The following is a 14,777-nucleotide window of genomic DNA, read 5'->3' as shown; positions in this document are numbered from 1 at the left end:
GGTCGTATAGCCCGGCTCGCGGTACAAGACAAGTGAAAATACTACTTGTAATAAACCTTTATCTGATTCGTGTGAATCTTGGTCTGCCCAGGCGTTGGTTGGCCCGAAGTGATTATGACGTTTTCACCGGACCTGAACTCCGGGCTCTCCTGGATGAACTTTTGGGAGCGGTCCAGGTGGGAGTCGATGGTCACATCCGCCAGCCTGGGCCGCACGCCCCAGAAATAGTTCATGTACCGCTGCACCGGCTGGGAAGTCGTCAGGGCGTAGATTGGATGCGCGGGACGGCGGGAGGACAGCAGCCTGGCCGTGGCGCCGCTGGTGGTGTGGGCCACCACCGCCTTGGCGTCCGAGGTCTCGGCCAGTATGGAGGCGGCGTAGGCCATGTACTTGATGAGGTTCTTCTCCTTCCTCGGGGGATACGGCCCCTGCACCCGCTCCAGGTAGTATGCCTCGGCCGTGTCGGCGATGTCGCGGATGAAGCGCACCGCCTCCACGGGGTAGCGGCCCACGGCGGTCTCCTCGGAAAGCATGACGCAATCCGCCCCGTCCAGCATGGCGTTGGCCACGTCCGTGGTTTCGGCCCGGGTGGGCAGGGGGTTTTCCACCATGGAGAGGAGCATCTGTGTGGCCACGATGCAGGCTTTCTGTGCGTGGCGGCAGGCCCGGATGAGCCGCTTCTGGATGACCGGCACCTGCGAGAGGGGGCACTCCAGTCCCAGGTCCCCCCGCGCCACCATCACCGCGTCGGCCAGGGCGAGGATGGATTCGATGTTGTTGACCGCGTTCTCCCGCTCGATCTTGGCCACGATGGGCACCCAGGCGTTCCGCCGCTGCAGTTCCACGTGGATGTCCTCGATGTCCGCCCGCGATTGCACGAAGGACATGGCGAAGGCGTCCAGGCCGATATCCAGCCCCTCGTGCAGGTCCTTGCGGTCCTTGTCTGTGAGGGCGGGCAAGGCGTGGGACTTGCCGGGGAAGGTGATGCCCTTGTGGGAGGTCAGCAGACCGCCGTTGAGCGCCCTGAGCCGGAAGCGTTCGTCCGGCGTGATGACCTCGGAAACCCGGAACTGAAGCATGCCGTCGGAAAGGGCCACGGTCATGCCCTCTTCCAGCCCCTTGAGCACTTCGGGAACTCCCAGGCTCAAATAGGCGCAGGACTGGTTCTTTTCCTTGTGCTCGGGCAGCCCCAACTCCACGTCGCAGTCCTTGTCCACGGTCACGGGCGAACCGTCCACTTCATCAATGCGGATCTTGGGGCCGCACAGGTCGCCCATGGCGGTCAGGGCGATGTCGGTCTCGTTTTCCAGTTCGCGAATTATCTCCACCGCTGGCACGAAGGCCTGGGCGTCGGAGTGCGAGAAATTGAGGCGGAAGATGCGCACGCCGGAATCGACCATGGCGCGCATGGTTTCCTTGTTCATGGACGACGGGCCCAGGGTGGCCACTATCTTGGTGCGCATTCGAATATCTCCTTTTCATTTGCCGCTGGATGTGGCGGTCAGCCTACCACGGACCAATTTACCCCGCCACCGTATCAGCTCCGCATTGTCGGGGATTTTCAATGTGCTATACTATGGCGACAAACCCGCCCAGGCAGCAAGGAGGCACCATGCCCAGCCCCGGATACACCCTTCTCGACCCCGAGGACCTGGCCGATTGGCTCCAGGCCAACCCGGACTTGGCGCTGCTCGACGTGCAGCTTCCAGAATTGCACGCCAAACGTCGCATCCCTGGCTCGGCCAACGCCTGCGTGTACGAAGCCCTCTTTCCCACGGAAGCCCCCAGGCTGACGGGCTACCGCGAAGACGCCGTGGTCGTCGTCGGCTGCGGCCGGGGGCGCGACGCGGAATGGGCCGCTGAAAAGCTGCTGCTGCTCGGCTATGACACGGTCTACGTGCTGGAGGGCGGGGTGGAGGCCTGGCGCGAGGCGGGGTTCATCGTGGAGGGCGACGCCCCCATGGCGGAAGAGCCGGACCCCGCCGAGGAACCGCTGCCCGAGGGGGTTTTCCAGGTGGACCCTCTGCGCTCCGAAGTCGCCTGGACCGGCCGCAACGCCTCCACCGCCCACCACGGCCGGGTGCCCCTGGTTTCCGGCGACCTGCGCGTGGATGGCGGAGCCGTCTTCGGAGAATGCCTGCTGGATGTCTCCAAGCTGTCCGATCTTGATTTGGAGGACGCGGACCTGCGGACGACCCTGGTGGCGCATTTGCTCTCCCATGACTTCCTTTTCGCCGAGCAATACCCGCAGGCCTCGTTCGCCATCGACGAGGGCACCCCCATTCCGGACGCCGCCCCCGGCGAGCCCAGCCATGAGGTCAGGGGACGGCTGACCATGCGCGGGCAAACGCATCCAGTCAGCTTCCAGGCGCAAGCCGCACGCTCCGAGAACGGCCTGACCTTCCACGCCCATTTCGACCTGGACCGCACCAAGTGGGGGGCCGTATACGGTTCCGGACGCTTCTTCTCGCACCTGGGCTTCCATCTGGTCTGGGACGTGGTCTCCATTTCCGTCCGGCTCTTCGCGGTCTAGGCCTCCCGCGCCGCCCGGACCAGGACGTCCAGCCCCCGGGCCAACTCCTCCTCGGGAATGGTCAGGGGCGGCAAGGTCCGCACCACGTCGCCGGACAGGCCGCATGGCGAGGTGAGCAGTCCGGCCTCGCGGCAGGCGGCCACGACCCGTTTGGCCCGCTCGCCATCCGGCCCGCCATCCGGGGTGGAAACGGCGAGTCCGCGCAAAAGCCCCAGGCCGCGCGGTTCGGCGTGCGGCAACTCCGCTTGGCGCAATCGCGCGGCAACCTCGCCGCCCAGCCTTGCGGCCCTGCCCGGCAGGTTTTCCTCGTCAAGAACGTCCAGCACGGCCAGGGCCGCCGCGCAGGCCACCGGGTTGCCGCCGAAGGTGGAGCCCAGCCCGCCCGGCTCCACAGCGTCCATGACCTCGGCCCGGCCCACCAGGCCGGAGACCGGCAGGCCGCCGCCCAGCGCCTTGGCCGTGCAGATGAGGTCCGGCACCACGCCGTAGTGGTCGCAGGCCCACATGCGGCCCGTTCGCCCCAGGCCGGACTGAATCTCGTCCGCCACCAGCAGCACCCCGTGTGCCCGGCAAATCTCCGCGATGCGCGGCAGCCACTCCGGCGGCGGCACGTGGAACCCGCCGCCGCCCAGCACCGGCTCCACCACCACGCAGGCGGTGTCCTTCTGGGAGACGCGGGTGCGGAAACACTCGTCGAGCATTTCGGCGCAGGCCACGCCGCAGTCCGGGTACTCCAGCCGCAGCGGGCAATGGGCGCACGTGGCGAAGGGCACGTGGTGGATGTCCGACGGGTAGGGGCCGAAGCCGGTCTTGGCCGTCTTGCCCAGGCCGGTCAGCGCCATGGACAGCAGGGTGCGGCCGTGGAAGGCGTGGTCGAAGGCCACCACCGCCTGCTTGCCGGTGGCGCGGCGGGCGGTCTTGACCGCGTTCTCCACCGCCTCCGCCCCGCTGTTGAACAGGGCGGCCTTGGCCCCGCCGCCCGGGTACAGGCCGCACAGCCTCTCGGCAAGGGCCACGTACCCTTCATACAGGGCGGTGTGGAAGCAGACGTGCTGCAACTCACCGGCCTGCCGCCGCACGGCCTCCACCACGCGCGGGTGCGAGTGGCCAAGCGCCATAACCGCTATGCCCGCGTTGAAATCCAGGTATTCCCGGCCGTTCTCGTCCCACAGCCGGGCACCCTCGCCCCTGGCCAGCCCAAGGGGGCCGCTGGTAACGCCCCTGGCTACAGCCTCCTCTCGCCGCCCCGGCAAATCCGCCATAATTCCGCTCCTCGCTGGGTTCCGCGTCCCCTTGCAATGCGGACAAGGGGCACGTATCGTCCCTTTCCTAGCACATCGCACACATCGCACAAAACCCTACGCGACCAACAATGCCTTCCATACCCGACCCGCTTGAACTGGCTCAGCAACTCATCCGCCTCGACACCCGCAACCCGCCGGGCGACGAACACAAGGCCGCCGACTTGCTGGCCGATCTGCTGGAGCCAGCCGGATTCAGCGTCGAACGCCACGACATGGCCCCCGGACGCACCAATCTCCTGGCCTCCATCGGCCCGGAGGAGGACGCCCTCTGCCTGTCCGGACACCTGGACACCGTGCCCCTCGGCCAGTGTGAGTGGTCCTTCGATCCGCTTTGCGGCGAGGTGCGCGACGGCAACCTGCTGGGGCGCGGCTCGTCCGACATGAAGGCCGGGGTGGCGGCCCTGGTTGTTGCCGCCCTGCGGTTTGCGGATTCCGATTTGCGGCGCGGCCTGCGCCTGGTCCTCACCGCCGGGGAGGAAAACAGCCTGGAAGGCTCGCAATGGCTGGAGCGGGAGGGGCTGTTGGGCCGGGCCGGGGCCGTGGTGGTGGCCGAACCCACCGCACTGGCCCCGTTTTGCGGCCACAAGGGTGTCATGTGGCTGCGCGGTCTGGCCACCGGCCGCACGGCCCATGGCTCCATGCCGGAACTGGGGGACAACGCCGTGCTCAAGGCGGCCCGTTGCGCCCTGGCCCTGGAAAATCTCGTCTCCGGCCGCACCCATCATCCGGTTCTCGGGCCAACCACGCTGTCGGTCAACGCCCTGCGCGGTGGCGAGGCGTACAACGTGGTGCCGGACCACGCCGAGCTGCGCGTGGACGTCCGGCTCTCGCCCGGCGAGGACGTTGACGGCCTGCTGGAGGAAATCCGCTCCGCCTGCGGCTCGGAGGTCGTCATTACCGCGCGGGAGCGGCATGATGCCCTGTGGACCGCCCCGGACCACCCCTTCGCCCGCATGGCCGCGAACGCCGCGGCCGAGGTGCTGGGATACGAGTCCGAGACAACCGGGGCCAGCTACTTCACCGACGCCTCGGTGCTCAAACGGGCATACGGCGGCGCGCCGACGATTATTCTTGGTCCCGGCCTGCCGGAGCAGGCCCACCAGCCGAACGAATACTGCCCCGCGGCCAACGTGGAGTTGTGCGCGGACATCTTCGAGCGGCTGGCCCGCGCCTGGTGCATCCCCTCCTCCACATAACGAAAAAGCCCCCGCGAAACGGATTCGCGGGGGCTTTCCAGACATTCCGTCCGGAGGGCTGAACTACTCTTCCCAGTGAATGCACTGCGTGGGGCAGGTGTCGATGGCCTCTTGCACATCGTCCTCGTTGCCGCTCACGTCGGAGGCGGTCACGTAGGCCTTGCCGATGGATTCGTTGAAGGCGAACACGTCGGGGCTGATCTCGACGCAGGATTCGCAGCCAATGCACTCGTCTTCGTCGATGTAAACCGTCTTGGCCATGGTTTCGCTCCCTTGGGTTTATTTGTTTACAGCAAGGCTTCAGCAGGTTCCTTCTTCATATCACCTTTTCTGGTGATGACAACATCCTCGACCTCGAAATCCGCTCCCACCTCGCGCGCGGCCTGGTGGGCCATGGCGGACAGGCCGGTGCAGCAGGGCACCTCCATGCGCAGGACCTGCACGCTGCGAGGCTTGGCCTTGGCGAACAACTCTTTGAGCTTCTCATAGTGCGCCTGGGCGTCGTCGAACTTGGGGCAGGCGATGAGCACGGCCTTGCCCTCCAGGATGTTGGGATTGAACCCGGCCAGGGCCACCGGGGCGCAGTCCGCGGCCAGCACCAGGTCGCGCCCCTGGATGAAGGGAGCCTCGGGCGGCACCAGCTTCAGCTTCACCGGCCAGTGGCTCAGGGCCGAGGGCGACGCCCCCCCCTCGACAGCCTCGCCCTTGGGCGCGGCGGCGGGCTCAAAGCTGGCCGCGGCACTGCCGGGGCAGCCGCAGCCCAAGGGCTTTTGCGGCTCCCGCGCTTCCTGCTTCTGGCGCACGTACTCCATGGCCGCCTCCTCGTCGAACTCCTCGGCCTCCCGCTCGATGATGCGCAGGGCGTCCTGGGGGCAGGCCCCGAGGCAGGCGCCCAGGCCGTCGCAGTACATGTCGCGGACGACCTTGGCCTTGCCGTCGATGATCTCCAGCGCGCCCTCGGCGCAGGAGGGAATGCAGGCGCCGCAGCCGTCGCAGCGCTCTTCGTCGATTTCGATGATCTTGCGGACAGGCATTGTATTTTCTCCGTTGGTTGGCTTCGTCTTTCCTGACGACCAATGTAAGGCGGCTGCGGCGGTTGAAAAGGGCCGGGCCCCTTGACCTGGGTCAAAAGGCCCGGGTTTTCCCGGTGTCTAGGCCGCCGGCAGCAGGTCGGCCAAGTCTTCCTCGGGGGTGGTGATGGGCTTGATGCCGTAGTTCTCCACCAGGTAGTTGAGCACGTTCTCGCTCAGGAAGGCGGGCAGGCTGGGTCCGAGGCGGATGTCCTTGATGCCCAGGGCCAGCAGGGTCAGCAGGATGGCCACGGCCTTCTGCTCGTACCAGGAAAGGACCATGGACAGCGGCAGGTCGTTGATGCCGCAGTCGAAGGCCTCGGCCAGGGCGCTGGCGATCTTGATTGCCGAGTAGGAATCGTTGCACTGGCCGATGTCCAGCAGGCGCGGGATACCGCCGATGTCGCCCAGCTGCTTGTCGAAGAAGCGGAACTTGCCGCAGGCCAGAGTGAGGATGATGGTGTCCTCGGGGGCCTGCTCCACGAACTCGGTGTAGTAGTTGCGGCCCGGCTTGGCGCCGTCGCAGCCCGCCACCAGGAAGAAGTGGCGTACCGCGCCGGACTTGACCGCGTCGATGACCTTGTCGGCCACGCCGAGCACGGCCTCGCGGGCGAAGCCCGTGAGCACCTTGCCCTTGTCCTCGTCGCTCTCGAAGCCGCCAAGGGCCAGGGCCTTCTCGATGACGGGGGTGAAGTCCTTCTTGCCGTCGACGCCGCCATCAATGTGCGGCACGCCCGGCCAGGCCACCAGCCCGGTGGTGTAGAGGTTGTCCATGTAGGTGTCGCGCGGGGGCATGAGGCAGTTGGTGGTCATGAGCACCGCGCCGGGCAGCTCGGCGAACTCCTTCTGCTGGTTCTGCCAGGCCGTGCCGAAGTGGCCCCACAGGTGGGGGAAGCGCTCCTTGAGCTTGGGGTAGCCGTGGCAGGGCAGCATTTCGCCGTGGGTGTAGACGGTGATGCCCTTGCCCTCGGTCTGCTCCAAAAGCATCTCCAGGTCGGGCAGGTCGTGGCCGGAGACCACGATGGCCGGGCCCGCCTTGTGGCCCAGGGGCACCTCGGTGGGGGTGGGATGGCCGTAGGTGCCGGTGTTGCCCGCGTCCAACAGCTCCATGGCGCGCAGGTTCACCTGGCCGGTCTGCATGGCGCGCTCTACCCAGGCGCCCAATTCCAGGTCCATGCGCATGGTGTCGGCCAGCAGCTGGTGCACTTGGCGGTAGAGGTCCTCGTCCTCCTGGCCCAGGATGGCCGCGTGGTCGGCGTAGGCGCACAGGCCCTTCACGCCGTAGATGACGGTCTGCTTGAGGGACTTGATGTCCGCGTCCATCTCGGGGTCTTCCTCGATGCCGCGCTGTTCGCCCTGGGCCACCATGCCTTGCACGTCGGCCGCGGGCTGGAGGGTGACGGCGTCGTTCTCGGGAACGGTTCCGCCCTTGGCGCGGACCTTCTCGGCCAGGGCATCGCGGCGGGAGGCCACCTGGCGCACGAGTTCGGCCAGCCGCTCGGGGTCGAAGTCCACGTTGGTCAGGGTGGCGAACATGGCGCGGGCGGTCAGATGGCCCAGGTCCTGTTCATAAACGCCCTGCTCGCGGGCGGCCAGGGCCACCCGGGACAGCCCCTTGGCGACGTGGACCAGCAGGTCCTGCATGGCGGCCACGTCGCCTTTCTTTCCGCATACGCCCTGCTTGGTGCAGGCCTCGCCTCTGGCGGTCTGTTCGCACTGGTAACAAAACATGATGTCCTCCGTGGGTTTCGGTTGCCTTGTCGTTGGGGCCACCATGGGGTATTTCCGACGCCTGCGGTTTGACCCACGTCAAAAGCGAGGAAAAAATTTTGCAGGAAACGGACAGCGCCCGCGCCGCCGCCTCTCTGCCCCTCTTCCAGGGCCTTTCGGCTGAGCAGCTGGACAAGGTCATGGCAACGGCCACGGAAGTTTCCCGCCCGGCGGATCGTGTGCTCTTCAACGAAGGCCAGCGGGCCGAGGGCTTCTACGCCGTGGTGGAAGGCCGGGTGAAGGTTTACAAGCTCTCCCCTTCGGGCAAGGAGCAAATTCTGCATGTCTTCGGTCCCGGCGGCGTGCTGGCCGAGGCCGCGGTCTTTTCCGGGGGCGACTACCCCGCCTCGGCCATGACCCTGGAGCCGTCGCGGATGCTCTTTTTCGGGCGCGACGCCTTCCGCTCCCTGCTGGCCCGTGAGCCGGACCTGTCCATGGCCATGCTTGGGCTGCTGGCCGGACGACTGCGCGAGTTCACACAGAAGGTGGAAGCGCTCAGCCTGCGGGAGGCCCCTCAGCGGCTGGCCGCCCACATCCTGCTGTTGCGGGCCGAAACCGGAGCGGACGCTTTCGAGCTGGACCTGCCCAAGGGCCAGCTCGCCGCCCTGCTGGGGGCCCAGCCGGAGACGTTGTCACGCATGCTGCGCAAGATGGACGAGGCCGGGTACATCCGCCTGGATGGTCGCAAGGTGCGGGTGGTCGACCCTGACGCGCTCGACGACCTGGCCCGGGGCCTGAGCAGATTGTAGAGCGGAACATGAAACAGGACGAAGAACTGGCCACTCAGCGCGAACTCTACATGCGGGCCGACTTCCACGGGGCCCGGGTCCTGGAGGTGGGCTGCGGCAATGGCCGCGTGACCGCCATGTACGCCGATGACACCGCAACGACCGTCGGACTGGAGCCCGACCACGCGGCCGCGCTCCAGGCTGTCCGCCATGTTCCGAAGTCCCGGTTCGCCCAAGCTTCCGGCGAAAATTTGCCCGTACTTTCAGGCGGCTTCGACATCGTCCTTTTCACGCTCTCCCTGCACCACCACCCCGGGCCCGAACGCGCCTTGAAGGAAGCGGCCAGGGTCACGGCCCCCGGCGGACGAATCCTTGCGCTGGAGCCGGCCCCGGAGGGAGAGGTCCAAAGGCTGTGCAACATCTTCAGCAATGAGGATAGCGAGCTTCAGAACACCCAGCGCGCATTGGAGGCATGCGGGCTGTCCGTCCTGTCCAGCGGCTTGTTCTCGACCGAGTGGGTGTTCCGTGATTTCCACGAAGTGGTGGAGTATGCCTTCAGCTACTACGATCACCCTCAGGACGAGGCGAAGCTGAGTGAAATGCGGCGATTCCTCGAAAGCAAGGTCAACGACGCCCCGTTGCGCCTCACCGACACGCTACGTTTGACAAGCCTGGCGGTGTAGGCAACCGGAGTGCGGGGTTGCCTCCGCGCCCGCCAGGGTTTATTTGCGGCCGAAACGAAACCCGACAAAGCCCGCGCCAACGGCGCAAGGATACCCATGGACGACTCCCAAGCCTTTCTCGACAGCCTGCCCGAGGTGAAGCCCGGCGAGACCTTCCGTTTCGCCTGCCACCCGGACGTGCCCTGCTTCAACGCCTGTTGCGGCGACCTGACCCTGATGCTGACCCCCTACGACGCCCTGCGGCTGCGCCGCGAGCTGAACGAGGGCAGCAAGGAGTTCATCCAGGGCCGGGCCGAGGTCTCCACGGCCCCGGACACCGGTTTCCCCACCCTGCGGCTGAAAATGATGGACGGGGAGGGCAAGCCCTGCCCCTTCGTCTCCAAGGAGGGCTGCAAGGTGTACCTCAACCGCCCCAGCGCCTGCCGGGGCTACCCCGTTGGCCGGGCATCCAAGCTGGGCGGAGAGGACGAGATCATCGAACAGTTCTTCCTGGTGCAAGAGCCGCACTGCCGGGGTTTCGAGCAGGACGTGGAGTGGACTCCGGAGACCTGGGTGGCCGACCAGGGGCTGGAGGACTACAACGCCAGCAACGACCGCTACGTGAAGCTGCTGGCGCGGCAGAAACGCGCCGGGGCCGCCATCGACGGCCGCAAGGCCACCATGGCCCTGATGGCCCTGTACCAGTTGGACAACTTCCAGCGCTTCATCCGCGACATGAACATCTTCTCCCGCCTGGACGTGGACGAGGAGAGGCAACAGGCCATTCTCGACGACGAGGAGGCCGCCCTGGAATTCGCCATGGATTGGGTGGAACTGGTGTTGTTCAACGAGTGCGAGAACCTGCGCAAGATCGATCCGGAGGAGACCGAATGAACCTTCGCCCAGCACTGCTCGTCCTGCTGCTGACCGTATCGTTCACGCTGACGGGCTGCGGCATCACCGAACGCGGCGGCCCATTGTGGGAGCCGGAGGACCACCACGTGGTCTTCCCCAAGGCCGAGGACGCCGACCAGGAAGCCAGCCTGCCCGCCGGGGATTATCTCAGCGTGACCATCGAGCAGCCCGCTGAGGGCTTTTTGGCCGAGCGGCCGGAGTACAAGCCCCTGGTGCTGATGTATTCTGGCTTCCGCTACGAACCGCCCACCACCTCCACATCCGGCGAGAAGTCCGGCGGCGCGTACATCTATTCCTTCATCGCCCAGGAGCCGGGCGATACCACGGTGGACTTCATTCTCCTGGACGACAAGACGGGAAGAAAGCTGGGCGTCTACCGCACCCTCGACGTGACCGTGACCAAACAATAATGGGAAGAGGTCCCTTCCAGCCGGGTGCCGAAATAAACTTCGCCCGGCCGGACCTGGCGGTCCGACCGGACGAAGGGGCTGTGATGCGCCGTTAGGACTGGCGCATGACAGGAGGGGGTGATTTCTTTGTACCCCCCGCGAAGATAAAAATCCATAGGAAATGAAGGCCACAGGCAAAAAAAAATGGTTCTTCCGGAATTGTCGTGGGTAGCAGCCTGAGGTAGTCCTCTGTTCTAGAGGAGACATTGCTCATGAGGGACATCGATTTCTATGCTCAGATTCTTGGCATTGACCACCCCTGGCATGTGGATGACGTGAAGCTCCAGACTGGGGCTGGGCGAGTGGATGTGTGGATCGATCATGAGCCTGGCGCTCTTTGGTCTTGCCCAGAGTGCGGGCGAGAGTTGGCTTGCCGGGATCATGCCGAAGAACGGACATGGAGACATCTAGATACCTGCCAGTTCAAGACATTTCTTCATGCACGTATTCCACGAGTTAACTGTCCTGATCACGGCGTACGCCAAGCACAGGTCCCCTGGGCCGCTCCCCATTCTCGTTTCACCCTGCTCATGGAGCGCATGGCCATTGACGTGATTACGGCCTGTTCGACCATCGAAGGTGCACGCAGGCTGTTGCGTATTTCCTGGGACGAGACCTGGGGGATCATGGAACGAGCCGTCAAAAGAGGCTTGAGCCGCAAGGAACAGCGCAATATCCACTACCTCGGGGTGGACGAGAAGGCTTTCCGCAAGGGACACAAGTACATGACCGTCGTCTGCGATCTGATGAGGGGCACAGTTGAGCATGTTGCTGAAGATCGCCGAACGGCGAGCCTCGAGGCGTATTATCAAAGCCTGAGTAGCGAGCAGCTGGAAGCAGTGCGGGCCGTGAGCATGGACATGTGGCAGCCGTATTTTTCGGCCACTATGAAGTGGATCCCTGAGGCAAGCCGGAAAATCGTCTTTGACCGTTTCCACGTCATGCAACACGTGGGGAAAGCGGTGGACACTGTCCGGCGTCAGGAACACAAGGCCCTGATGGCCGAAGGGGAGTCAATCCTCAAGGGCACCAGATACCTGTGGCTTTACGGCGAAAGCCGTCTGCCGGATAAGCACAGACCTCGGTTCGATGACCTCAAGCAGGCCAACCTGAAGACGGCCAAAGCCTGGGCCATGAAGGAAAGCCTGCAGGATCTGTGGGGCTACATGAGCCCTGGCTGGGCAAAGAGGTTCCTGGAGAAATGGTGCGGTTGGGCCACGCGATCCCGGATCACGCCGATGAAGAAGGTGGCCCAGACCTTGAGAGCTCACATGGACAACGTGGTGACCTTTTGCCGGCATCGAATCACCAACGCCGTGGCCGAGGGACTGAACAGCAAGATCATGGCAATCAAACGCCGAGCTTGCGGCTACAGGAACAAAGAGCACTTCAAGACGGCGATCTACTTCTTCTGTGGTGGATTGGACCTCTATCCGGCCTGCAAAACCGGAGCCACCCACTGAAATCCCGGAAGGACCAAAAAAATGGGCGGCCGGGACGCTCCCCCCAGGTGCGCCCCGGAACCCGCTTGGTTGCGGTTCCGCCCGATTCGCCGAATATTTCGCGCCGGTTGTTCACCCCGAGTGAAGGCACGCTATCGGCTGCTGAAAGAACGCTGCCGGATCGCCCTTTTCCCCCCTCGCTGTCATATGCCAGGCGCCCGAACACTGTTCGGTCGCGCTCCGCTTCGGTGTTCGGGAAGCGGACGGATATGCTAACGCGGCGTTTCCGGCAGCGAAATACCTGTCTGTTCAATGAGCCGTGGCGTCCAGGTGGCGGCGCAGGAAGGCCAGAATGTGCTCGTCTTCAAACCGCCCCAGAAGCCTGCTGCATTCCCTCCCCTCCTTGAAGAGGAGGATGGTGGGCGTTCCGGTGACGCCCAGCCTGTTCCGCAGCATGGGGAGGAGATCACTGTCCACCAGGCGGACCCTGATTTCCCCTTCGAAGCTTTTCGCGGCGGTATGGACGGCCTCGGCGAGGCCGTCCATCTCCCCCCGCTCGTCCAGGCAGGCCACCAAGACCGGATCGGCCTGGCCCAGAACTTCCGCTTCGAACTCTGTCGCGCCCCGTACTGTGGGCGTCATGTCGATTCCCCCCCTCACGTCCTGTTGCCTGGATATGAGCAAGGAGGATGCCAAGTCTCCCAAAGTTGATTTTTTTACTGTAATATTGGTATGATATGTAGAAAGATGCCAGTGCGAAGCGTTTTGCCCCGAGTGTGCCATGACACAGGTGTGTAATGTCACACATGTGTGCCACGCAGGGTAGTGGCACACGCCCGCACGGTCAGGGCGCGACGCGGAGTTCGTCCATCTTGCGGTAGAGAGTGCGGCGGCTGATGCCAAGGACCCGAGCGGCCTTGGCCTTGTTGCCGCCCGTCTCGCGCAGGGCGCGCAGAATGTCCTCGCGCTCCAGGCCCGCAGGCTTGCGGCTGGTGGACGGCGCGGGTCCGGCTTCCGGCTGGCCGCTCACCTGCTCCTGGAGTTCCTGGGGAAGATCGGCCACCGCGATGCGGCTGTCACGGCTCAAAATGCAGGCGTGCTCCATGGCGTGCTTCAACTCCCGCACGTTGCCCGGCCAGGAGTAGCGCATGAACTGGGCCATGGCGTTTTCGTCCACCCCTTCCAGCTCCTTGCCGAAGGCGCCCCGGAACTCCTCGAGAAAGTGCTCCACCAGCGGGGGGATGTCCTCCTTGCGCTCCCGCAGGGGCGGCAGACGGACCGTGACCACCTTCAGTCGGTAGTACAGGTCCTCGCGGAACTCTCCGGACTTGACCTTTTGCAGCAGGTCAACGTTGGTGGCCGCCACCACGCGGGTGTCCACCCGGTAGGTGCGGGAGTCGCCCACCCGCTCGAACTCCTTGCGCTCCAGGCCGCGCAGCAGCTTGAGCTGGATGCGGGGGCTGATGTCGCCGATCTCGTCCAGAAAGATGGTTCCCCCCTCGGCCGCCTGAAAGCGCCCCACCTTGTCCTGGGTGGCCCCGGTGAAGGCGCCCTTGACGTGGCCGAACAACTCGCTCTCCAGCAGGTTCTCGGTGAGCGCCGAACAGTTGACCTTGACCAGGGGGCCGCGCGCCCTGGGGCCGGAATAGTGCAGGGCGTCCACCACCAGCTCCTTGCCGGTGCCGGACTCACCAAGCACCAGCACGGTGGTGTCCACTCCTGCCAGCTGCTCCAGCAGGTCGTAGACCCGCCGCATGGCCTGGCTTTTGCCCACGATGTTCTGGAAACTGTGCCGCTCCGAGAGCTTGCGCTCCAGGTCCGCCAGCCGGGTGATGTCGCGCACGGCCACCACCGCGCCCGCGAATGTTCCGTGGTGGTCCATGAGGGGCGAGGAATTGAGAACCAGCTCGCGTGGGCGTGGGTCCTGGCGACAGTCGACGCGGTACTCCCGCACGCCGCGCCGGTTTTCCAGCGTCTGCTCCACCACCTGCCGCAAACCCGCTCGGCAAGGGCGGTCCTGGTCGGCATTCAGGACCTCGCCCGGGGCCAGTCCGGCCTCGTCGAGGTCGAGGATGGCGGCAAGGTTCTTGTTGGCCCGGATAACGCGCATGTCGCGGTCCACGGTGACGATGCCGTCGGGGATGGACTGGAAGATGGCTTCCAGATTGAGCCGGAAGTGCTCCTTCTCCCCCGTGACCTGCAGCAGGGCTTCCTGGGCGATCTTGCGGGTGGTGATGTCGCGCCCTTCGACCAGCACGCCGCGCCGCGCCCCGTTGGCGTCCAGCAGCACCCGCAGGGTCATTTCGAGCCACCGCTCCCCCCCTCCCGAGGCCAGGCGCAACTCGCGGGAGGCGCGCTGCCTCTCGCCGCCCAGCTTGTTCAGGGCGTCTTCCAGGTCACGGCGCAAGACAGGGGAGAACAGTTCGACGAAACGCTCGGGCAGGTCCTGCCCGAAAAACTCGTGGCAGGCGGTGTTGGCGTAGACGATGCGCCCCTCCTCGTCGAGCCGGAGGACCATGCCGGCCTGTTCGTCCAGAATCTCCCGGAACAGGTCGGCCTCGGGCGGGGCGTCGAAACGGTTGGCAGGCATGGGCACCTCTCCACCTACCGTCTTTCACGGGCAGCGGCAAGACGGGCGGACTCGACAAAAGCCCCTCCTTTGGCCTACATTGCGTCCGATTTTGATCGTTTTCCAGCTGTCCGGCCGG

14 protein-coding genes are annotated in these 14,777 nt (G+C 65.3%); 7 read left to right on the top strand and 7 right to left on the bottom strand.

Annotated features, from left to right (window positions below; all coding sequences use genetic code 11):
• Positions 1–41: 41 nt before the first annotated feature.
• On the bottom strand, positions 42–1,463 hold the full coding sequence (gene pyk / locus N911_RS0115480; protein ID WP_029898734.1) for a pyruvate kinase: 1,422 nt from the start codon (positions 1,461–1,463) through the stop codon (positions 42–44).
• 149 nt (positions 1,464–1,612) lie between these two features.
• Between pyk and N911_RS0115475 the strand changes: the two genes are divergently transcribed.
• The gene (locus N911_RS0115475) at positions 1,613–2,533 is read left to right on the top strand and encodes a YceI family protein (RefSeq protein ID WP_035105615.1); all 921 of its coding nucleotides are present in this window, start codon (positions 1,613–1,615) and stop codon (positions 2,531–2,533) included.
• Here the strand turns inward: N911_RS0115475 and N911_RS0115470 are convergent.
• Positions 2,530–3,795: an aspartate aminotransferase family protein gene (locus N911_RS0115470; RefSeq protein WP_029898732.1), complete on the bottom strand. Its 1,266-nt coding sequence runs from the start codon at positions 3,793–3,795 to the stop codon at positions 2,530–2,532. The genes N911_RS0115475 and N911_RS0115470 overlap by 4 nt on opposite strands.
• Before the next feature lie 110 nt (positions 3,796–3,905).
• Between N911_RS0115470 and N911_RS0115465 the strand changes: the two genes are divergently transcribed.
• Positions 3,906–5,033, top strand: coding sequence for a M20 family metallopeptidase (locus N911_RS0115465; RefSeq protein WP_029898730.1), 1,128 nt, complete (start codon positions 3,906–3,908; stop codon positions 5,031–5,033).
• A 63-nt stretch (positions 5,034–5,096) separates the two neighbouring features.
• On the opposite strand, the gene N911_RS0115460 is transcribed toward N911_RS0115465, so the two are convergent.
• The 3 genes from N911_RS0115460 to hcp form a co-directional block, all read right to left on the bottom strand.
• Entirely contained in the window at positions 5,097–5,294 is a 198-nt protein-coding gene (locus N911_RS0115460; RefSeq protein ID WP_029898728.1) for a ferredoxin, read from the bottom strand.
• A 26-nt stretch (positions 5,295–5,320) separates the two neighbouring features.
• The gene (locus N911_RS0115455) at positions 5,321–6,067 is read right to left on the bottom strand and encodes an ATP-binding protein (protein WP_029898725.1); all 747 of its coding nucleotides are present in this window, start codon (positions 6,065–6,067) and stop codon (positions 5,321–5,323) included.
• Between the two features lie 117 nt (positions 6,068–6,184).
• The gene (gene hcp / locus N911_RS0115450; protein WP_029898723.1) at positions 6,185–7,834 is read right to left on the bottom strand and encodes a hydroxylamine reductase; all 1,650 of its coding nucleotides are present in this window, start codon (positions 7,832–7,834) and stop codon (positions 6,185–6,187) included.
• A gap of 98 nt (positions 7,835–7,932) precedes the next feature.
• Between hcp and N911_RS0115445 the strand changes: the two genes are divergently transcribed.
• From N911_RS0115445 to N911_RS0115425, 5 genes are all read left to right on the top strand, one after another.
• Positions 7,933–8,622 carry a Crp/Fnr family transcriptional regulator gene (locus N911_RS0115445; protein WP_029898717.1) on the top strand — a complete coding sequence of 230 codons (690 nt, stop codon included), beginning with the start codon at positions 7,933–7,935 and terminating at the stop codon, positions 8,620–8,622.
• Positions 8,623–8,630: 8 nt separating this feature from the next.
• A complete protein-coding gene (locus tag N911_RS17780; protein ID WP_051694492.1) occupies positions 8,631–9,284 on the top strand; it encodes a class I SAM-dependent methyltransferase in 654 nt (217 codons plus the stop codon).
• Between the two features lie 96 nt (positions 9,285–9,380).
• The gene (locus N911_RS0115435) at positions 9,381–10,157 is read left to right on the top strand and encodes a YkgJ family cysteine cluster protein (RefSeq protein ID WP_029898713.1); all 777 of its coding nucleotides are present in this window, start codon (positions 9,381–9,383) and stop codon (positions 10,155–10,157) included.
• Complete coding sequence (locus N911_RS0115430) at positions 10,154–10,588, top strand: hypothetical protein (protein ID WP_029898712.1); 435 nt, start codon at positions 10,154–10,156, stop codon at positions 10,586–10,588. The genes N911_RS0115435 and N911_RS0115430 overlap by 4 nt, the downstream gene beginning before the upstream one ends.
• Positions 10,589–10,839: 251 nt before the next feature.
• Positions 10,840–12,090 carry an ISL3 family transposase gene (locus tag N911_RS0115425; protein ID WP_029893407.1) on the top strand — a complete coding sequence of 417 codons (1,251 nt, stop codon included), beginning with the start codon at positions 10,840–10,842 and terminating at the stop codon, positions 12,088–12,090.
• 288 nt (positions 12,091–12,378) lie between these two features.
• On the opposite strand, the gene N911_RS0115420 is transcribed toward N911_RS0115425, so the two are convergent.
• Together N911_RS0115420 and N911_RS0115415 are read right to left on the bottom strand one after the other, a co-directional pair.
• Positions 12,379–12,711, bottom strand: a complete 333-nt coding sequence (locus N911_RS0115420; protein ID WP_051694491.1) for a thioredoxin family protein — start codon at positions 12,709–12,711, stop codon at positions 12,379–12,381.
• Between the two features lie 202 nt (positions 12,712–12,913).
• Positions 12,914–14,659 (bottom strand): sigma-54-dependent Fis family transcriptional regulator, encoded by a 1,746-nt coding sequence (locus N911_RS0115415; RefSeq protein WP_035105613.1) that lies wholly within the window; start codon positions 14,657–14,659, stop codon positions 12,914–12,916.
• Positions 14,660–14,777: the final 118 nt, after the last annotated feature.

This window comes from Desulfohalovibrio reitneri, assembly GCF_000711295.1.
GTDB lineage: Bacteria > Desulfobacterota > Desulfovibrionia > Desulfovibrionales > Desulfovibrionaceae > Desulfohalovibrio > Desulfohalovibrio reitneri.
Note: the sequence above shows the minus strand (reverse complement) of the source record. Positions and strands in the feature narration are given on the sequence as shown.